16 protein-coding genes and 1 tRNA gene are annotated in these 16,179 nt (G+C 60.3%); 8 read left to right on the plus strand and 9 right to left on the minus strand.

The genetic code is table 11. The features are described from left to right. Window positions 1-176: 176 nt before the first annotated feature. From rplA to ACMXX3_RS02855, 5 genes are all read right to left on the minus strand, one after another. Window positions 177-869, minus strand: a complete 693-nt coding sequence (gene rplA / locus ACMXX3_RS02835; RefSeq protein WP_237188731.1) for a 50S ribosomal protein L1 — start codon at window positions 867-869, stop codon at window positions 177-179. A 140-nt stretch (window positions 870-1,009) separates the two neighbouring features. Then, window positions 1,010-1,441 carry a 50S ribosomal protein L11 gene (gene rplK / locus ACMXX3_RS02840; protein WP_237188733.1) on the minus strand — a complete coding sequence of 144 codons (432 nt, stop codon included), beginning with the start codon at window positions 1,439-1,441 and terminating at the stop codon, window positions 1,010-1,012. Window positions 1,442-1,716: 275 nt separating this feature from the next. Beyond that, the gene (gene nusG / locus ACMXX3_RS02845) at window positions 1,717-2,463 is read right to left on the minus strand and encodes a transcription termination/antitermination protein NusG (RefSeq protein WP_421083260.1); all 747 of its coding nucleotides are present in this window, start codon (window positions 2,461-2,463) and stop codon (window positions 1,717-1,719) included. A gap of 116 nt (window positions 2,464-2,579) precedes the next feature. Then, window positions 2,580-2,840, minus strand: coding sequence for a preprotein translocase subunit SecE (secE, locus tag ACMXX3_RS02850; protein WP_421083261.1), 261 nt, complete (start codon window positions 2,838-2,840; stop codon window positions 2,580-2,582). A 78-nt stretch (window positions 2,841-2,918) separates the two neighbouring features. Further along, window positions 2,919-2,991 (minus strand) — tRNA-Trp (locus ACMXX3_RS02855). 234 nt (window positions 2,992-3,225) lie between these two features. Between ACMXX3_RS02855 and ACMXX3_RS02860 the strand changes: the two genes are divergently transcribed. Next, the gene (locus ACMXX3_RS02860; RefSeq protein WP_421083262.1) at window positions 3,226-4,428 is read left to right on the plus strand and encodes a pyridoxal phosphate-dependent aminotransferase; all 1,203 of its coding nucleotides are present in this window, start codon (window positions 3,226-3,228) and stop codon (window positions 4,426-4,428) included. Window positions 4,429-4,685: 257 nt separating this feature from the next. Beyond that, window positions 4,686-5,717, plus strand: coding sequence for a 6-phosphofructokinase (locus ACMXX3_RS02865; RefSeq protein WP_421083263.1), 1,032 nt, complete (start codon window positions 4,686-4,688; stop codon window positions 5,715-5,717). A gap of 171 nt (window positions 5,718-5,888) precedes the next feature. Here ACMXX3_RS02865 and ACMXX3_RS02870 read toward each other — a convergent pair whose 3' ends face one another. The 4 genes from ACMXX3_RS02870 to ACMXX3_RS02885 all read right to left on the minus strand — a co-directional run bounded on the left by ACMXX3_RS02870 (window position 5,889) and on the right by ACMXX3_RS02885 (window position 9,539). After that, window positions 5,889-6,611 (minus strand): YceI family protein, encoded by a 723-nt coding sequence (locus ACMXX3_RS02870; protein WP_421083264.1) that lies wholly within the window; start codon window positions 6,609-6,611, stop codon window positions 5,889-5,891. A 155-nt stretch (window positions 6,612-6,766) separates the two neighbouring features. Beyond that, window positions 6,767-7,966 (minus strand): YgfZ/GcvT domain-containing protein, encoded by a 1,200-nt coding sequence (locus tag ACMXX3_RS02875; protein ID WP_421083265.1) that lies wholly within the window; start codon window positions 7,964-7,966, stop codon window positions 6,767-6,769. Next, window positions 7,923-8,579, minus strand: a complete 657-nt coding sequence (locus tag ACMXX3_RS02880) for an FABP family protein (protein WP_421083266.1) — start codon at window positions 8,577-8,579, stop codon at window positions 7,923-7,925. Before ACMXX3_RS02880 ends, ACMXX3_RS02875 begins: the two co-directional genes overlap by 44 nt. Window positions 8,580-8,786: 207 nt before the next feature. Continuing rightward, the gene (locus ACMXX3_RS02885; protein ID WP_421083267.1) at window positions 8,787-9,539 is read right to left on the minus strand and encodes a hypothetical protein; all 753 of its coding nucleotides are present in this window, start codon (window positions 9,537-9,539) and stop codon (window positions 8,787-8,789) included. A 146-nt stretch (window positions 9,540-9,685) separates the two neighbouring features. Here ACMXX3_RS02885 and ACMXX3_RS02890 point away from each other — a divergent pair, with 146 nt between their 5' ends. The 6 genes from ACMXX3_RS02890 (at window position 9,686) to ACMXX3_RS02915 (ending at window position 16,177) form a co-directional block, all read left to right on the plus strand. After that, window positions 9,686-10,372 carry a winged helix-turn-helix transcriptional regulator gene (locus ACMXX3_RS02890; protein WP_421083268.1) on the plus strand — a complete coding sequence of 229 codons (687 nt, stop codon included), beginning with the start codon at window positions 9,686-9,688 and terminating at the stop codon, window positions 10,370-10,372. Between the two features lie 10 nt (window positions 10,373-10,382). Next, complete coding sequence (mshD, locus tag ACMXX3_RS02895; RefSeq protein ID WP_421083269.1) at window positions 10,383-11,357, plus strand: mycothiol synthase; 975 nt, start codon at window positions 10,383-10,385, stop codon at window positions 11,355-11,357. 47 nt (window positions 11,358-11,404) lie between these two features. Then, complete coding sequence (locus ACMXX3_RS02900) at window positions 11,405-13,636, plus strand: RNA degradosome polyphosphate kinase (protein ID WP_421083270.1); 2,232 nt, start codon at window positions 11,405-11,407, stop codon at window positions 13,634-13,636. A gap of 118 nt (window positions 13,637-13,754) precedes the next feature. Further along, window positions 13,755-14,756, plus strand: a complete 1,002-nt coding sequence (locus ACMXX3_RS02905) for an NUDIX hydrolase (RefSeq protein ID WP_421083271.1) — start codon at window positions 13,755-13,757, stop codon at window positions 14,754-14,756. An 8-nt stretch (window positions 14,757-14,764) separates the two neighbouring features. Continuing rightward, entirely contained in the window at window positions 14,765-15,583 is an 819-nt protein-coding gene (locus ACMXX3_RS02910) for a thymidylate synthase (RefSeq protein ID WP_421083272.1), read from the plus strand. Window positions 15,584-15,592: 9 nt separating this feature from the next. Further along, window positions 15,593-16,177 (plus strand): dihydrofolate reductase, encoded by a 585-nt coding sequence (locus ACMXX3_RS02915; RefSeq protein WP_421083273.1) that lies wholly within the window; start codon window positions 15,593-15,595, stop codon window positions 16,175-16,177. The last annotated feature ends 2 nt before the right edge of the window (window positions 16,178-16,179 follow it).

Genomic DNA, 16,179 nt, shown 5'->3' on the forward strand with positions numbered 1-16,179 from the left:
AGGGGTGTGCTCTTGACCACAAGAATAGCTGCCTGTGCCTGCGAAAGCTAGACCCGGGCGTCCGCACACCCCGCCTTTGCTCCACCCTTGCCCTGCCCCCTTCACAACAAAAAAGCAGGCTCCCCGCACCTATGCGCGGGGAGCCTGCCTTGTTTAACCGTTAGGGTCTAAGAAACTTAGGCTACGGTGGTGGGGTCTACGGGGACACCGGGGCCGAAGGTGGTGGCAACGGTGACCTTTGAGATGTAGCGGCCCTTTGAGGATGAGGGCTTGAGGCGGTTGACCTCTTCGAGAGCTGCTTCGAAGTTCTCGGTCAGCTGCTCAGCGGTGAAGGAAGCCTTACCGATGATGAAGTGCAGGTTTGCGTTACGGTCAACGCGGAAGTCAATCTTACCGCCCTTGATGTCTGCAACTGCCTTAGCAACGTCCATGGTGACGGTGCCGGTCTTGGGGTTGGGCATGAGGTTACGGGGACCCAGAACCTTGCCCAGACGACCAACCTTGCCCATCATGTCGGGGGTTGCAACTGCTGCGTCGAAGTCGGTCCAGCCACCAGCGATCTTTGCGATCAGTTCGTCTGAACCAACGTAGTCGGCACCAGCTGCTTCTGCAGCTTCTGCCTTTTCGCCTGCGGCGATGACGACGACGCGGGCGGTCTTACCGGTGCCGTTGGGCAGGTTGACGGTACCGCGTACCATCTGGTCTGCCTTACGGGGGTCAACGCCGAGTCGCAGTGCGACCTCAACGGTTGAGTTGGGCTTGTCTGCCGCGATGTCCTTTGCTACTGCAATAGCCTCGGCGGGTGCGTAGAGCTTGTCCGCTTCAATCTTGGCTACAGCTGCCTGGTACGCCTTGCTGCGCTTTGCCATCTGCTTTTCTCCTTTGCAGGTGTGGTCTCGGTGAGCCGCGCTCGGCTCTGCCACATGCCTCCCGGGTGGGAGACTCTAACAATTGTCTTTGGGTGAGGTTTACACCTCGGTTCCCCTGCTGTTTCAGGGGTGGAAGGGTTTTAGCCTTCGACGGTGATGCCCATGGAGCGGGCGGTGCCGGCGATGATCTTCGCTGCGGCGTCGATGTCGTTAGCGTTGAGGTCTTCCATCTTGGTCTGGGCGATTTCCTTGACCTGGTCCAGGGTCAGGGAGCCGACCTTCTGGGTGTGGGGAACGCCGGAGCCCTTAGCAACGCCTGCTGCCTTCTTGATGAGCTGGGCTGCGGGAGGGGTCTTGGTGATGAAGGTGAAGGAGCGGTCCTCGTAGACGGTGATTTCTACGGGGATGATGTTGCCGCGCTGGGCTTCGGTTGCTGCGTTGTAGGCCTTGCAGAATTCCATGATGTTAACACCATGGGCACCGAGGGCGGGGCCGACGGGGGGCGCGGGGTTAGCGGCGCCTGCCTGGATCTGCAGCTTAATGAGGCCTGCGACCTTCTTCTTGGGAGCCATTTGTGTTTGGTCCTTTTCTTAGCTGGTGGACCGGCGCACAGGAGTATGCACCGGGCGGTGGTGTGGCCATGGCGGCGGCTACACCGGGTAGGGGCACACCGGCGTGGGTGCGCACATACAGTCTTCTATCTTAGTACGGTCTTTGGTTTTAATCTATTGCTGGCCGGACGCAGGCCACTGGGGGCTTGCTCACAGGCCCAATTCGCAGATATAACAAAGCCGTCCGACTCCCCTACCGGGGATTCGGACGGCTAAGCATACCTCTATGAGAGGTTTTACATCTTTGACACCTGGGAGAAGTTCAGGGTCACGGGGGTCTCGCGTTCGAAGACGGAAATCAGCACAACCATAGAAGAAGCTGCAGCGTTAATCTCTGAAATGGTGGCGGGCATACCTTCAAAGGGGCCTTCCTTGACGGTAACAGCTTCGCCCACCTCGTAAGCGGTCTCCATCTGGGGAGCAGCCTTAGGTGCAGCACCAGCCTCAGCCTGCTCAGCCTCAAAGACGGGAGCCAGCATATCGACTACCTCATCCAGACGCAGGGGAACCGGGTTGTAGGCGTCCTGCCCCACAAAGCCAGTCACACCGGGGGTATGGCGCACCACGCCCCAGGTTTCATCGGTCAGGTTCATACGCACCAGGGCATAACCAGGGACGCGAACCCGGCGAACCAGCTTCTTGGCGGTGTTCTTAACCTCCATGACCTCTTCCATGGGAACCTGAACCTCAAAGATGTCATCTTCAGCATTCAGGGTCTGCATGCGGGACTCAAGGTTAGCCTTGACCTTGTTCTCGTAGCCAGCGTAGGTGTGAACGACGAACCACTCACCCTCCTGACGGCGGAGCTTAGCCTTAAATTCTTCCAGGGGATCGACAGCAGGTTCGCCAGCCTCTTCAGCGGCCTCAACCTCGTCAACGACCTCAGCGGCTGCAACCTCAACGGCCTCAGCGCCCTCATCGGTAACCTGCTCTGCAGGTTCTACAACCTCATCGGCTTCCTGGTGCACTTCCTGCTCGGACACGCTACCCTACTTTCATCACGGTGGGTTGGCGGGCTCAGCCCGCTCCTTGCTTATACAAAGAATAATGTAAATGCCCGGGCTAAATACCCGGGCTCAGCTTAGACAAGCTGCGTGGCTTACATGCCATTACCGAAGAGCCAGAAGGCCCCCTGGCCAAAAACATAGTCAAGACCAGAAATCAGCAGGAGCATGAAAACAACAAAGAAAAGAACAATAATCACGTACTGCACCAGTTCTTTACCGGTGGGGGTAGTGACCTTCTTAAGTTCAGCGATAACCTCGCGCAAGAACTGGAAAATACGACCGAAGAAGCCTAGCTTCTTCTCTTCGCCAGGTTCGTTAGAATCGGCGGTCCTGGCGGCGATAGTTTTAGCCATGTGAGGCCCGCCCCTTTCTAGAACTTATCGTGAACCCCATTGAGGGTTCGATTGACAGTAAAACCTGTGAGGCAAAAGCAGGGCGGACAGGACTCGAACCTGCAACCTGCGGTTTTGGAGACCGCTGCTCTACCAATTGAGCCACCGCCCTTCAAGGGACAAACCCTCAAAGCGACCCTGCACAAGGCATAGGTCTAAAGCTGTTCGGTTGCGAACAACGCTATCTACTCTAAAACATATTTTTTGCTTTGGCAATTCCACCCCTCAGCCCACCCCTCACCCCGTATGCTTAATAGGTAGGTAAGGGCCCAAGCGCCCGCGTCCTCCCCGACCACCACCACCAGATAATCCTGCACTCACCCAGGACGAAAGCGAGAACCCTCTCATGTCTGCCCGCGTATCGCGCCGCATCGGCGCAATTGCCCCCTCCGCAACCCTCGTAGTTGACGCCAAGGCCAAGGCCCTCAAGGCTCAGGGACGCCCGGTGATTGGCTTTGGCGCCGGTGAGCCCGACTTCCCCACCCCCGCCTACATTGTGGACGCAGCCCGCGAGGCCCTCAATGATCCGGCCAACTTCCGCTACACCCAGGCAGCGGGCCTGCCCGCCCTCAAGCAGGCCATTGTCGATAAGACCAAACGGGACTCCGGCATCGACATTGACGCCTCCCAGGTGATTGTGACCAACGGCGGCAAGCAGGCCGTCTACCAGGCTTTCGCTACCGTCATTGACGAGGGCGACGACGTCCTTCTGCCCGCCCCCTACTGGACCACCTACCCCGAAGCTATCCGCCTGGCTGGCGGCAACCCTATCGAGGTCTTCGCCGGGGCTGACAAGGAATACAAGGTCACCCCCGATATGTTGGAGGCCGCCTACACCCCCGCCACCAAGGCCCTCATTTTTGTTTCCCCCTCCAACCCCACCGGCGCTGTCTACACCCCGGAAGAAACCAAGGCCATTGGTGAATGGGCCCTGGAGAAGGGCATTATCGTCCTCACCGACGAAATCTACGAGCACCTGACCTACGACGGCGTTCCCTTCACCTCTATCGTCAAGGCTGTACCCGCCCTAGCTGAGAACACCGTTATTATGAACGGCGTCGCCAAGACTTACGCTATGACCGGCTGGCGCGTGGGCTGGATGATTGCCCCGGCTGATATCACCAAGGCAGCCACCAACCTGCAGTCCCATATGACCTCCAACGTCAACAACATTGCCCAGCTGGCAGCCCTGACCGCAGTCTCAGGTTCCCTGGACGCCGTCAAGGAAATGCACGAGGCTTTTGACCGCCGCCGCAAGACCATTGTTGAGGGCCTCAACGCCATTGAGGGCGTCCACTGCCCCACCCCCAAGGGCGCCTTCTACGCCTACGCCGACGTCACCGGCCTGCTGGGTAAGACCATCGCCGGCAAGACCCCTCAGACCTCCGCCGAACTGGCCGAAATTATCCTGGAAGAAGCCGAAGTAGCGGTTGTTCCCGGTGAGGCTTTTGGCCCCTCCGGCTACCTGCGTCTCTCCTACGCCCTGGGCGATGAAGACCTGGCTGAGGGCCTGGCCCGGATGCAGAAGCTGTTGGCAGACGCCCAGTAGGGTCAGATATCCATAGCCCCTAGGGTGGTGCAGGTGAAATTCACCGGCACCACCCTTTCTGTCTTAAAGTCGGTTCTGACCCTAACAGAGAGGCTGAAAACATACACCCAAACTATCCCCACAGCTACCCACACATGTGCAGACCTACTAGAATAGAAACCAACACAAGCCCACAGGTTTGCCCCGGTAAACCCACACGGTTTTGAGAACACCATCACAAGATTCCCCTCATGTGGGAATAGCTAGGAGATCCTCCCATGAAGATCGGTCTGCTGACCTCCGGCGGCGACTGCCCCGGCCTGAACGCTGTTATCCGTGGCGCCGTCCTCAACGGCATCAAGACCTACGGCGACGAATTCGTTGGCTTCCGCGACGGCTGGCGCGGCGTTGTTGAAGGCGACTTCATGGACCTGCCCCGCACCAAGGTTCGCGGCCTGGCCCGCACCGGTGGCACTATCCTGGGCACCTCCCGCACCAACCCCTTCGACGGCCCCAAGGGCGGCCCCGAGAACATCGAAATCATGATGGAACGCAACGGTATCGACGCTATCGTCGCTATCGGTGGCGAGGGCACCCTGGCCGGTGCTAAGCGCCTGGCTGACGCGGGCCTGCCCGTCGTCGGCGTCCCCAAGACCATTGATAATGACCTACAGGCAACCGACTACACCTTCGGTTTCGACACCGCAGTTTCCATCGCAACCGACGCTTTGGACCGCCTGCGCACCACCGGCGAATCCCACCACCGCGCCATGGTTGCTGAGGTTATGGGCCGCCACGTCGGTTGGATTGCCCTGCACTCCGGCATGTCAGGTGGCGCCCACGCCATTCTGATTCCCGAGGTCAAGGTCTCCATGGAAGAGGTCTCCGGCTGGGTCAAGGAAGTTCACGACCGCGGCCGCTCCCCCCTGATTGTTGTTGCCGAAGGCTTCATCCCCGAGGGCTTCGACGACGTGATGGCAGGCAAGGGCCAGGAGAAGGACGGCCGCCCCCGCCTGGGCGGTATCGGCGACTGGGTTGCCCAGGAGATTGAACGCATCACCGGCATTGAAACCCGCAACACCACCCTGGGCCACATCCAGCGCGGTGGCGCCCCCACCGGCTTTGACCGCGTACTTTCCACCCGCCTGGGTATCCAGGTTGTCGACATGATTCACGACAAGGAGTGGGGCAAGATGGTTGCTATGCAGGGCACCGAGATCAAGCGTGTTGATTTCGCCGAAGCCCTTAACGGCCTCAAGACCGTTCCCCTGCACCGCTACGAAGAGGCTAAGGTCCTCTTCGGCCGCTAAAGAACGACTAGACTACTAACGCCCTTTCCCTTCTATCCCCCGCGCTTAGACCGGAGGATAAAAGAGAAAGGGCGTCAGTCTTTAAAGGGTCAGGACGCCACCTCCCAGCCCCCTGCCCTGGGGCAGGAAAGCGGGGGTGCGGCGTCCTATGAGGTACCGGCAGAGGATTTGCTAGGCGGCAGGGACTGCGGTGAGCTGAACTTCAATCGCCCCGGTTTCTTCAACCGATACAAAGCCCAGGCTGGGAGCTTCAATGCCGTAGTCAGCGAAGGTCAAGGGAACTGAGGCTGCGATCTGAAGCTGGTTACCATCGCCTGCTACCTGAACCGGGAAGGTAACGGTCTGGGTGACGCCAGCGAGGGTGAGTTCACCGGTGACATCAACCGTGATGGCTTCTCCTGCTGCGGGGGTTCCCAGTTCAACCGGCTGGGTGATGTTAAGAGTGGCTGTGGGGTTCTGGTCTGCCTTCACAGTGTTTTGGCGGAAGTAGTTATCGCGGCGTTCACTATCGGTGGCAATGGTGGTGACGTCGACGGTGAAGGAGGCGCTTTCCAGGGTGCTTCCTGCTTCGCTGACGGTTATGGTGCCGGTAACGTCACTGGTTCGGCCGGTTACAGTGATGTTTTCTCCGTTGAGGACTTCATCAACGCGGTAGCCGGCCTGGGAACCTTCGGAAACCTGCCAGGTTCCGGCCAGGGGGGACTGGGTATTCTCGGCAGTAGCTGAGGTAGAGGCTTCCTGGGTTGCTGGTGCGCTCATCGTAATGCTGGGGGCATCAGCTACTGATTCTGCTGACTGCGAGGCATAGATTGAGGGACCAGCGAGCGCTGCGGCGCCACCGACCAGGACGAGGGCGCCGGTACCCCACAGAGCAATGCGTGATTTATTTTCCATGGAAAATAGTTTCCCAAGGGTTTCTATGATTTAGCTGTGTACGGCCTCAACAAACCCGCCAAGTAACCAGAAAGCCCCCCCCTCCACGGCCTACCCCCTTCAAGGACGGACCCCTGGATGATAGGCCGCGAAGGAAAGACAGGGGCAACCGGCCCCTAGCGTAAAAAGTCCCCCATGTTCCGGCGTCCTGCCACCTGACCGGCGTCCGGGGCAAGAATCAGCGTTTGGGAGGCAGCATAAACGGTGGTGACCGGGTTACCGTCAGCGTCGCGGTCTAACTCATCCACCACCCGCAGCTCAGCGGCTGGATCTACCGTCCGCTTCAGCACAGCCAGGGCAATAGGCCCGGCCTCGTGGTGCAGAGCCACGCTGGTTACGACGCCCACCTTCTTCTCCCCGTTCATCACCGCAGAGCCAGCTGCGGGCAGGGTGTGCTCGGAGCCGTCCAGGTCGAGGAAGGTCAGACGGCGGGGCGGGTGGCCCAGGTTATGCACGCGGGCCACGGTCTCCTGGCCCTTGTAGCAGCCTTTCTCCAGGTGAACGGCGGTGCGTAGCAGATCAAGCTCGTGGGGAATGGTTTTCTCATCAGAATCCACGCCCACGCGCGGGCGCCAGGCCTCAATGCGTAGGGCCTCAGCTGCCCAGCTACCTGCCAGAGTCGCCCCCTCCACCGCATCGAGTAGGCGGTGGGCAGGCACGATAGTCAGGTAACGGCGGTAGGCAGACGACGGGTGCTCCCCCTCCCCTGCGGCGGAATAGGTATAGCCACCAGGAGCAATACCGGCGCCCCAGGGGTCTACCCAGACAGTGCCACCGGCCAGCACGGCGTCCGCCCCCTCAACCTGGCGCGGGTCCAGGGTAGAACCCAGCACAGCGTAGGAGTCGGTGCGGTCTGCTATCTCAACCCGCAGCATAAATTTCATGCGGTTCAGATAGTCAGCCATGGGGGCAGCCTGCTCACGCTCGGTAATCAGCCAGACGGTACCCTCACGTTCAACCGCGAAAGCGGAGAATTCAATCCGGCCCTGCGGGGTCAGAAGCAGGAGCTCAGTTGAAGCACCCTCGCCCAGGCCTGAAAGCACCTGGGTGGAGAGGGTTGTAAGCCAGGTCAGGCGGTCTTCGCCGGTCACAGTCACCAGGCCCAGGTTGGAATGATCCACCAGCACCAGCTTCGAGCGCCGGGCCAAGGCCCTTTGCTCTGCCACGGGGTCGCCGTAGTGGGCAGCTACCCCGGCATCAGCACCGGTGGCAGCAAAAGCCCCGGGACGGCGCAAAAGCGGGCTGGTGTAGGCCGGTCGAGCAGCTTCGCTGTTAGTCAAGGTTCTCGCCGCCAAACATGGTGGTGCCAAGGTCATCACCGCTCATGGAAGATGTCTTGCGCAGTTCTGCTGAGGCGTGCTTCTCAAGCTTACGGGTCTTGGGGTTGGCGGTTTCCCAGTCCCACATGAGGTTGCCGTTGACCAGGCCCCAGAGGCGCACGGAACCGGCGTATTCCTTGGTGATGTCGTCCTGAAGCATGTTTCCGGTCTGCATCCGGACGACGGGGCCCTTAATCATTCCGACGTAGTTTTCGGTCAGGCCGCCGGGGTGGGCGATTGTGGCCAGGAGGTTGAAGCCGTCATCCTCATTGCGGAGGGTCTCCACCGAGTCGGCGTCCTTGTGGACGGGCACGACGTCGGCAGGCACCAGGCCGGGGCCTACGTCGCCGTCTACCTGGGGGCGGTCGATCTGCCAGAAACCGGTTTCGACGGTGAGGGGGCGTAGCTTCTGGCCCTGGTCGTCGAGGAGGAAGGATTCGGCCCGGTATTCGATGAAGGGCAGGCCGTCCTGGGTGAAGGTGATGATTTGGCCGAAGGGGGTCTGCTCAGAGCCCTCGTACCAGAGGGTGCCGGTGCCTTCCCAGGTGCCAAGCAGCCAGGAGAAGGGGACGAGTTCGGGGGTGAGGTTGGTGGGGATTTCAATAGCCATAGGCACAAGTTTAGTAGGCTGGGCAAAATTTCAGCCCCTGTTCTGCAATGAACAGGGGCTGGCTGGTATGGGGGCGGGGCAGTTTACTTCTGGCCGCGGAAGAGGCCGCTGATGACGGCCCACATGCTAGCTGCGATGGCGATACCTGCGGCGCCCAGCAGAACGAGAAAGAAAATTTCGAGTGCGACGATGTTGATATCCATGACGCTAGCCTATCACGCGCGTGAGGAATGTCGCACACACATAGGCTAGGACACCGATAAATGCTACGGGTGTTACGCCCAGGGTGATGGCCCCTCGGCGGGGGCCTTCCTTGGGGCCTGCGGAGATGACGCGGATTCCCAGTAGGCCCAGCAGGAGGGAGATTCCAAGGCCGGGAAGGACGATGGGCCAGGCGCTGGCACCGGGCTCGGCCAGAAAGGCAAGCCCTACCCAACCTGCAACGGACACTGAAGCAAGGACTCCGGTAACGCAACTAATGACCGATTCGAGACGGCCAGTGGCGCCTTCACCCCGCACCAGTTCTGCAATGAAACTGGCGACAACACCGACGGCTGCGATGGCAGGAAGGGCGTTGAGGGGGGATCCAGAAGAGTAGAGCCAGGAGTAGTAGAGGGAGGCCAGTCCTGAAATAAGAATGATGATGGAGTGGCTGGTGACCCGTCGAACGCCGCGGAGTTCGGCGATACCGGTGGCTGCTGGCCAGCCGCCGGCAATGAGCAGGACGGCGCCCAGGCCGGTCAGGGCGGTGAGGGTGGGTGAGAAGAGGGCGGCAAGGATAAGGAAGCTGAGAGTGACCAGGGCAGAGACGGCAACGAGGGTGTAGCGGGAGCGCCGGGTTGATCCGATTCGCCCGATGGGCCCTTCGTAGACGGTTTTTTGGCGGGCGCGACGGAGCTTGTTCAGCTCTGGCACGAAGGTGCGAATGGCCCGGGTGTGGGTGGGTTCTTTGGTGGTCACTGTGGGTGTTTCGTTTCGCTGGTAGCCTGTGTGTGGTGTTTAGCTAGATTACACCCATCTTCTCGTATTGCGAGTCTGTTTATCAATGACCTGGGGCTGCGTTTTATACTGGTCAGAAGTGAGTCTGGTTCCGAGGAGTGGGTTACATGTTGAATGTAGTCGTGTTGAGTGATTCGACAACTGACCCCGCTGACGTGGCTCAGGCTTTGGGCTTGTTGTCGCACCAGGTGACTGTTCTTCCCCTGGGTTCGGTAATTTCTGCTGTGCAGGTTCATTCGCCTGATGTTGTCATGATTGATGCTCGGGAGCAGCTGGTTGCGGCCCGTAATGGGGCCCAGATGTTGAAGGGGTCCGGCCTGGCCCAGCCCCTGCTAATGGTGCTGACCGAGGGCGGTATGGCTGCGGTGGCCCCGCAATGGCTGGTTGATGACATTGTCTTGAATACGGTGGGCCCGGCTGAGCTTGAGGCCCGCTTGCGTTTATTGTCCTCCCATGCGGTTGAAGAAGTTGCGCCCGAGAGTACGGTAATTCGGGTGGGCAGTATTTCTGTTGATGAGGCCTCCTATTCTGCAAAGTTGCAGGGTACCCCCTTGAACCTAACCTATAAAGAGTTTGAGTTGCTGAAGTTTTTGGTTCAGCACCCCGGCCGGGTCTTTACCCGGGCCCAGTTGTTATCTGAGGTGTGGGGTTATGACTACTACGGTGGAACCCGCACGGTAGATGTGCATGTGCGTCGTTTGCGGTCGAAGTTGGGCCCTGACCATGAGCAGTTAATTACGACGGTACGCAACGTGGGTTATAGCTTTAATGCGCCCAAGGGTGAGGCAAGGTAAGGAGGCCGCTGTGGCTGCTGAAATCCGTGAAATAGGGGTAACTGGTGAGGCTGGCCAGCGGTTCTCTGATCTGTCTACTCTGGTTGCCCGCCACGATGGGGTTGCAGCTTTTTCTGAGCAGACCCTGGTTGAGGTTGGCAAGGGAAAGGCGGGGACGGCCCGTTTATTTGAGGCTTCCCAGGACGGCACCCCGGTTGGGTTTGCTGCCCTGGTACGAGAGGGCGATGTGTGGGTGCTTGAGGCTGCAGTTGCCCCAGAGAAGCGGGGCCGGGGAGCTGGGAAGGCTCTCGTCACGGCAGCTGCTGAGTCCGTAGCCGGTGAGCCCTTGCGGGCCTGGGTACATGCTGGCTCCGATGATACGAGCAGCGCCGTCCTATCTGCCCAGGCGCTTGCCCGTTCTTTGGGGTGGGAGCCCACCCGAGAACTCTTCAAGCTGGGCCTGGCCCTCGATGACCGGGGCGGCGAGCACGTCCGGGCCCTGGCCCAGACGCACCCCCTGCCCCAAGGGCTTCGCCTCACGACTTATTCACCTGATCTTGGCCCTGCTTGGGTGAAGGTCAATGCAGCCGCTTTTGCTAGCCACCCCGAACAGGGACGACTGGGTCTAGAAGACCTGCAGGCCAGGGCTGGTTCTGCCTGGTTTAGGGCCGAGGGCTTCTTCCTAGCCCAGGACGGGACTAACCAGCTGGCGGGTTTCCACTGGACTAAAATCCCAACAGACCAGGGGCCAGAAGTTCCCGGGGAAAGCCCTGAGGGGGAAGTCTATGCCGTGGGTATTGACCCCAGCTGGCAGGGTAAGGGGCTGGGTAAGGCCCTGACCCTAGCGGGCATGGCCTACCTAGCCGAAGCTAGGGATGACGCCGGACGTCCCCTCCAACGCATCGTGCTGTACGTTGATGCAGAAAATACCGCTGCCCTCTCCCTCTACCGGTCCTTAGGGTTCAGGCCCGTGACCGTCGATAGGCAATACGCCCCGGCCCCTTAGCCCTAGAATTTTGATATCGCTTCACTGCACCATCTGAAAGGTCAACCATGGTTCATACCCCGCACGAGAAACCTTCTGCCCACCCCCACATCGGTGGTGACATCAATAAGATTGAACGCGCCGAAACCCGCGTCGACCGTATTGATGCCAGCGAGAAGATTAAGCAGCCCAGCCTGGAAGGTGACTTCGGCACGGACCGCTTCCTCGACCGGGAGACCTCCTGGCTAGAGTTCAATACTCGTGTCCTTGAACTGGCTGAGGACCCTAACCTCTACCTGCTAGAGCGCCTAAACTTCCTGTCGATTGTGACCTCCAACCTGGATGAGTTCTTCATGGTGCGCGTAGCCGGCCTGAAGCGCCGTATCGCCACCGGTATCGCTGTGCCCTCAGCCTCCGGCCTCAGCCCTGAAGAGCAGATGGAGCAGATCTCTGCGGCCGCCCATGCCCTGCAGGAACGCCAGGCCAAGGTCTTCCACGAGCAGGTCTACCCTGAGCTGGTCAAAGAAGATATCCGGATTGTTGGCTGGGACGATCTTTCAAGTACGGAGAAGGAGCGCCTGACCCGTTTCTTCCGCGCCGAGCTCTTCCCTATCCTCACCCCCCTGGCCGTTGACCCGGCCCACCCCTTCCCCTACATCTCTGGCCTGTCCTTGAATCTGGCGGTGACCGTCCGCAATCCCCAGACCGGCAAGGAACTCTTCGCCCGCCTCAAGGTGCCCGAAACCATGGACCGTATGGTTGCTGTGGACGGCTCCCGGGCAGTCAAGGCATCTTCTGGCTCCGTCCGCTTCATCCCCCTGGAAGACATCATTGCCGAACACCTCGATATGCTCTTCCCCGGTATGGAGGTCGTTGAGCACCATACCTTCCGCGTCACCCGCAACGAAGACCTAGAAGTTGAAGAGGACGACGCCGAAAACCTCCTGAAGGCCCTTGAAAAGGAGCTGCTGCGCCGCCGCTTTGGCCCCCCGGTGCGCCTTGAAGTAGTCGATACCATCAACCCCAACATCCTCGAACTGCTGGTATCTGAACTCCGCATTGACGACCACGAAGTCTACAAGCTCCCCGCCCCTCTCGACATGCGGGGTCTCTCAGACATCGCCAAAACCAACCGTCCGGCCCTGCACTACCCCAAGCACGTCGCCCACACCTCCCGCTGGCTCAACGCCAACGAAACCTCCAAGGCAGCCGACGTCTTCACCGCCACCCGGACCCACGACGTCCTGCTGCACCACCCCTACGACTCCTTTGCCACCAGTGTGCAGGCCTTCCTGGAACAGGCAGCCGCTGACCCGGCCGTCCTGGCTATTAAGCAGACCCTCTACCGCACCTCCGGCGATTCCCCCATTGTGGACGCCCTCATCGAGGCCGCCGAAGCCGGTAAGCAGGTGCTCGCCCTGGTTGAAATTAAGGCCCGCTTTGACGAAGAGGCCAACATCAACTGGGCCCGCAAGCTCGAACGCGCCGGCGTCCATGTGGTCTACGGTATCGTCGGGCTGAAAACCCACTGTAAGCTCTCCCTGGTCGTGCGAAAAGAAGCCGACGGCCTGCGCCGCTACTGCCATATTGGCACCGGCAACTACCACCCCTCCACCGCCCGCTTCTACGAAGATTTGGGCCTCATCACCTGCGACCCGCAAATCGGTGAAGACGTCTCCCGCCTCTTCAACCAGCTCTCCGGCTACGCACCGAAGACCACCTACAAGCAGCTCCTGGTAGCCCCCCGTTCCCTGCGCTCTGGCCTGATCGACAACATCAACCAGGAGATCAGGCACAAGAAGGCCGGTCACGCCGCCAAGATTCAAATCAAATGCAACTCCATGGTGGACGAAGCGATCATCGACTCCCTCTACCGGGCTTCCCAGGCCGGTGTTGAGGTCAACGTCGTTGTCCGCGGTATCTGCGCCCTGCGCCCCGGAGTGCCCGGCCTGTCCGATAACATCAAGGTCCGCTCCGTCCTGGGTCGCTTCCTAGAGCACTCCCGTATCTTCACCTTCGAAAATGCGGGCAAGCCCAAGGTCTACATCGGTTCAGCCGACATGATGCACCGCAACCTCGACCGCCGCGTTGAAGCGCTGGTCCAGGTTAAGGCAGAAGCCCACGTCAAGTACCTGCTGGATATGTTCTCCAACTACCTGTCAGAGAAGACCAGCAATTGGCACCTGGGGGCCGACGGTTCGTGGACCCGCCACCACCTTGACGCCGACGGAAGTCCCCTGCGCGATGTCCAGGCCTACTACCTAACCAGCCGAGAAAAGAAGGGCTCAAAGGCCTCATAACCCCAGCCCACCTGCCCTTTGAGGCGGTCAGGGGTAGAATATCCAGAGGTTAACACAAGGTTAACTACAGGACGCTCCTGGCCGCCCGCCCAGACCTCCCCCACCCCGGAGTCCCACCATGCCGCACACAGAGCCCTTCTACTCCGCCTACGACTACGACGGCACCCTAGCTATCAGCCGTAGCACCAGCACCAAGGCCGCTATCAACGCCGCCGGTGCTATCATCTGGCGGTTCCACCACGACGAACTCCAGGTCCTCTTGATTCACCGGCCCCGCTATAATGACTGGTCCTGGCCCAAGGGCAAACAGGATCCAGGCGAAACCCTGCCTGAGACGGCCGTCCGCGAAATCCAAGAAGAAGTGGGTCTGAGCGTCACACTCGGGGCCCCCCTTGCCGTCACCGCCTACCGGGTCAAGGGCAAGCCCAAAGAGGTCTACTACTGGGCAGCAGAACTACCGGCCGGGGCTACCCCCCAGGCTGACCTGGGGGAGGTCGATGAGCTCCGCTGGGTAACCCCCAAACAAGCCAAGGTCATGCTGACCAACACAACAGACCTCAAACCGCTTGAAACCCTCATCAACCTGCACCGCAGCAGCCACCTGCGGACCCGCCCCGTCATCGTCCTGCGCCACGCTAAAGCCAAGCCCCGCTCCACCTGGGCCGGAGCCGAGGGTGAACGCACCTTAGCTGCCACCGGCAAGCGGCAGGCCCTTGCCGTCGGCCGCCTGCTTGAAGCCTGGCGCCCTGAGCGCATTATTTCCTCCCCCTGGGTCCGGTGCATGCAGACGGTCTTCCCCTACTCCAAGGCCACCGGAATCAGCATTAAGGAAAAGCGGAGCCTCACCGAAGCCGATAACGCCCGCGCCCCCAGGCGAGCCCGCAAGACCGCCGAGTCCCTCTTTGAAAAACGGGACCGCTCCGTGGTGCTCTGCACCCACCGCCCCGTCCTACCCACCGTCCTTGAGGTGCTCGGTGAGCACGTCGGCAAGCGCCTCCGCAGCCACCTCCCCACCGAAGACCCCTACCTCAAGCCCGGCGAAATGTGGGTTCTACAGGTTTCAGTTGACCACCCCAAGACCGTCGTCTCCCTCGAACAGGTCAAACCCTTCGAAGACTAAGCAGTACCATGACTATCCCCACCCCCTACGAAGACCTGCTCCGTGAAATCATGGAGGCCGGCGACGAACGATCCGACCGCACCGGCACCGGCACCAAGAGCGTTTTCGGCCGTCAAATGCGGTTTGACCTTTCTGAGAGCTTCCCGCTGATCACCACCAAGAAAGTGCATTTTAAGTCTGTTGTCGTTGAGCTGCTCTGGTTCCTTCGCGGGGAGTCCAACGTGCGTTGGCTGCAGGAACGCGGCGTCACCATCTGGGACGAGTGGGCGGACGAGGACGGCGAACTTGGCCCGGTTTACGGGGTGCAGTGGCGCTCCTGGCCCGCTGGCGACGGTGGCAGCATCGACCAGATCGCCAAGGTCATCGATTCGCTCAAAAACAACCCGGATTCCCGCCGCCATATCGTCAGCGCCTGGAACCCGGCCGAGGTCGATGACATGGCTCTGCCCCCCTGCCATGCCCTTTTCCAGTTCTATGTGAAGACTAGGGAGGACGGTCAGAAAGAGCTCTCCTGCCAGCTCTACCAGCGCTCAGCTGACATGTTCTTGGGTGTGCCCTTCAACATTGCCTCCTACGCCCTGCTGACCCAGCTGATCGCTGAAGAGGTTGGCATGGTGCCCGGTGAGTTCGTCTGGACCGGCGGGGATTGCCATATCTACTCCAACCACTACGAGCAGGTGACCGAGCAGCTTTCTCGCCAGCCCTACCCCTACCCGCGCCTGCTCATTAAGAACAAGAAGGCCTCAATTTTCGACTACGAGTTCGAGGACTTTGAGCTGGTGGACTACCGCCACCACCCCCTCATCAAGGCCCCGATTGCGGTCTAGGGTATCGGCATGAGTCACAAGAACCTGCCTGAACTAGCCATGATCTGGGCCCAAACCAGCAAGGGGATTATTGGCCGTCAGGGCGATATGCCCTGGTATGGCCCCGAAGATCTGGCCCACTTCAAGAAACTTACCCTGGGGGCCCCGGTGATTATGGGCCGGGTAACTTGGGAGTCCTTCCCTCCCCGCTTCCGTCCCCTGCCCGGGCGGCTCAATCTTGTGATTACACGATCTGTCTCCCAGCCTGAAGAGAAGGACGGGGCCGTGTGGGTCCCCTCCCTCGATGCAGCTTTGGAGGTGGCCGGGGACCTTGCCCCGGAGGCTGAAACCTATTGGATCATTGGGGGCGGCTCAGTGTACGCCGAGGCCCTGGGGCGCACCGACCTGCCCGGGGTCGCTGGCGGCCAGGTTGTCCGAGCAGAACGCACCCTCTTTGAGGTTGACGTTCCTGGCGATACTTATGCTCCTAAGCTGGGAGCCGAGTGGGAACTGGTAGCCGAGGGCGATTCCGTCCTATCAGCTAGCGGCTACGCCCTCACCGCCTGTGATGAGAGGATTCCTCTCACTATGCGGTTCCAGACCCTGCGTCGCTGAGC

Origin of the sequence: Rothia nasimurium (assembly GCF_049068285.1) — a bacterium.
GTDB classification, from domain to species: Bacteria; Actinomycetota; Actinomycetes; order Actinomycetales; family Micrococcaceae; genus Rothia; species Rothia nasimurium_I.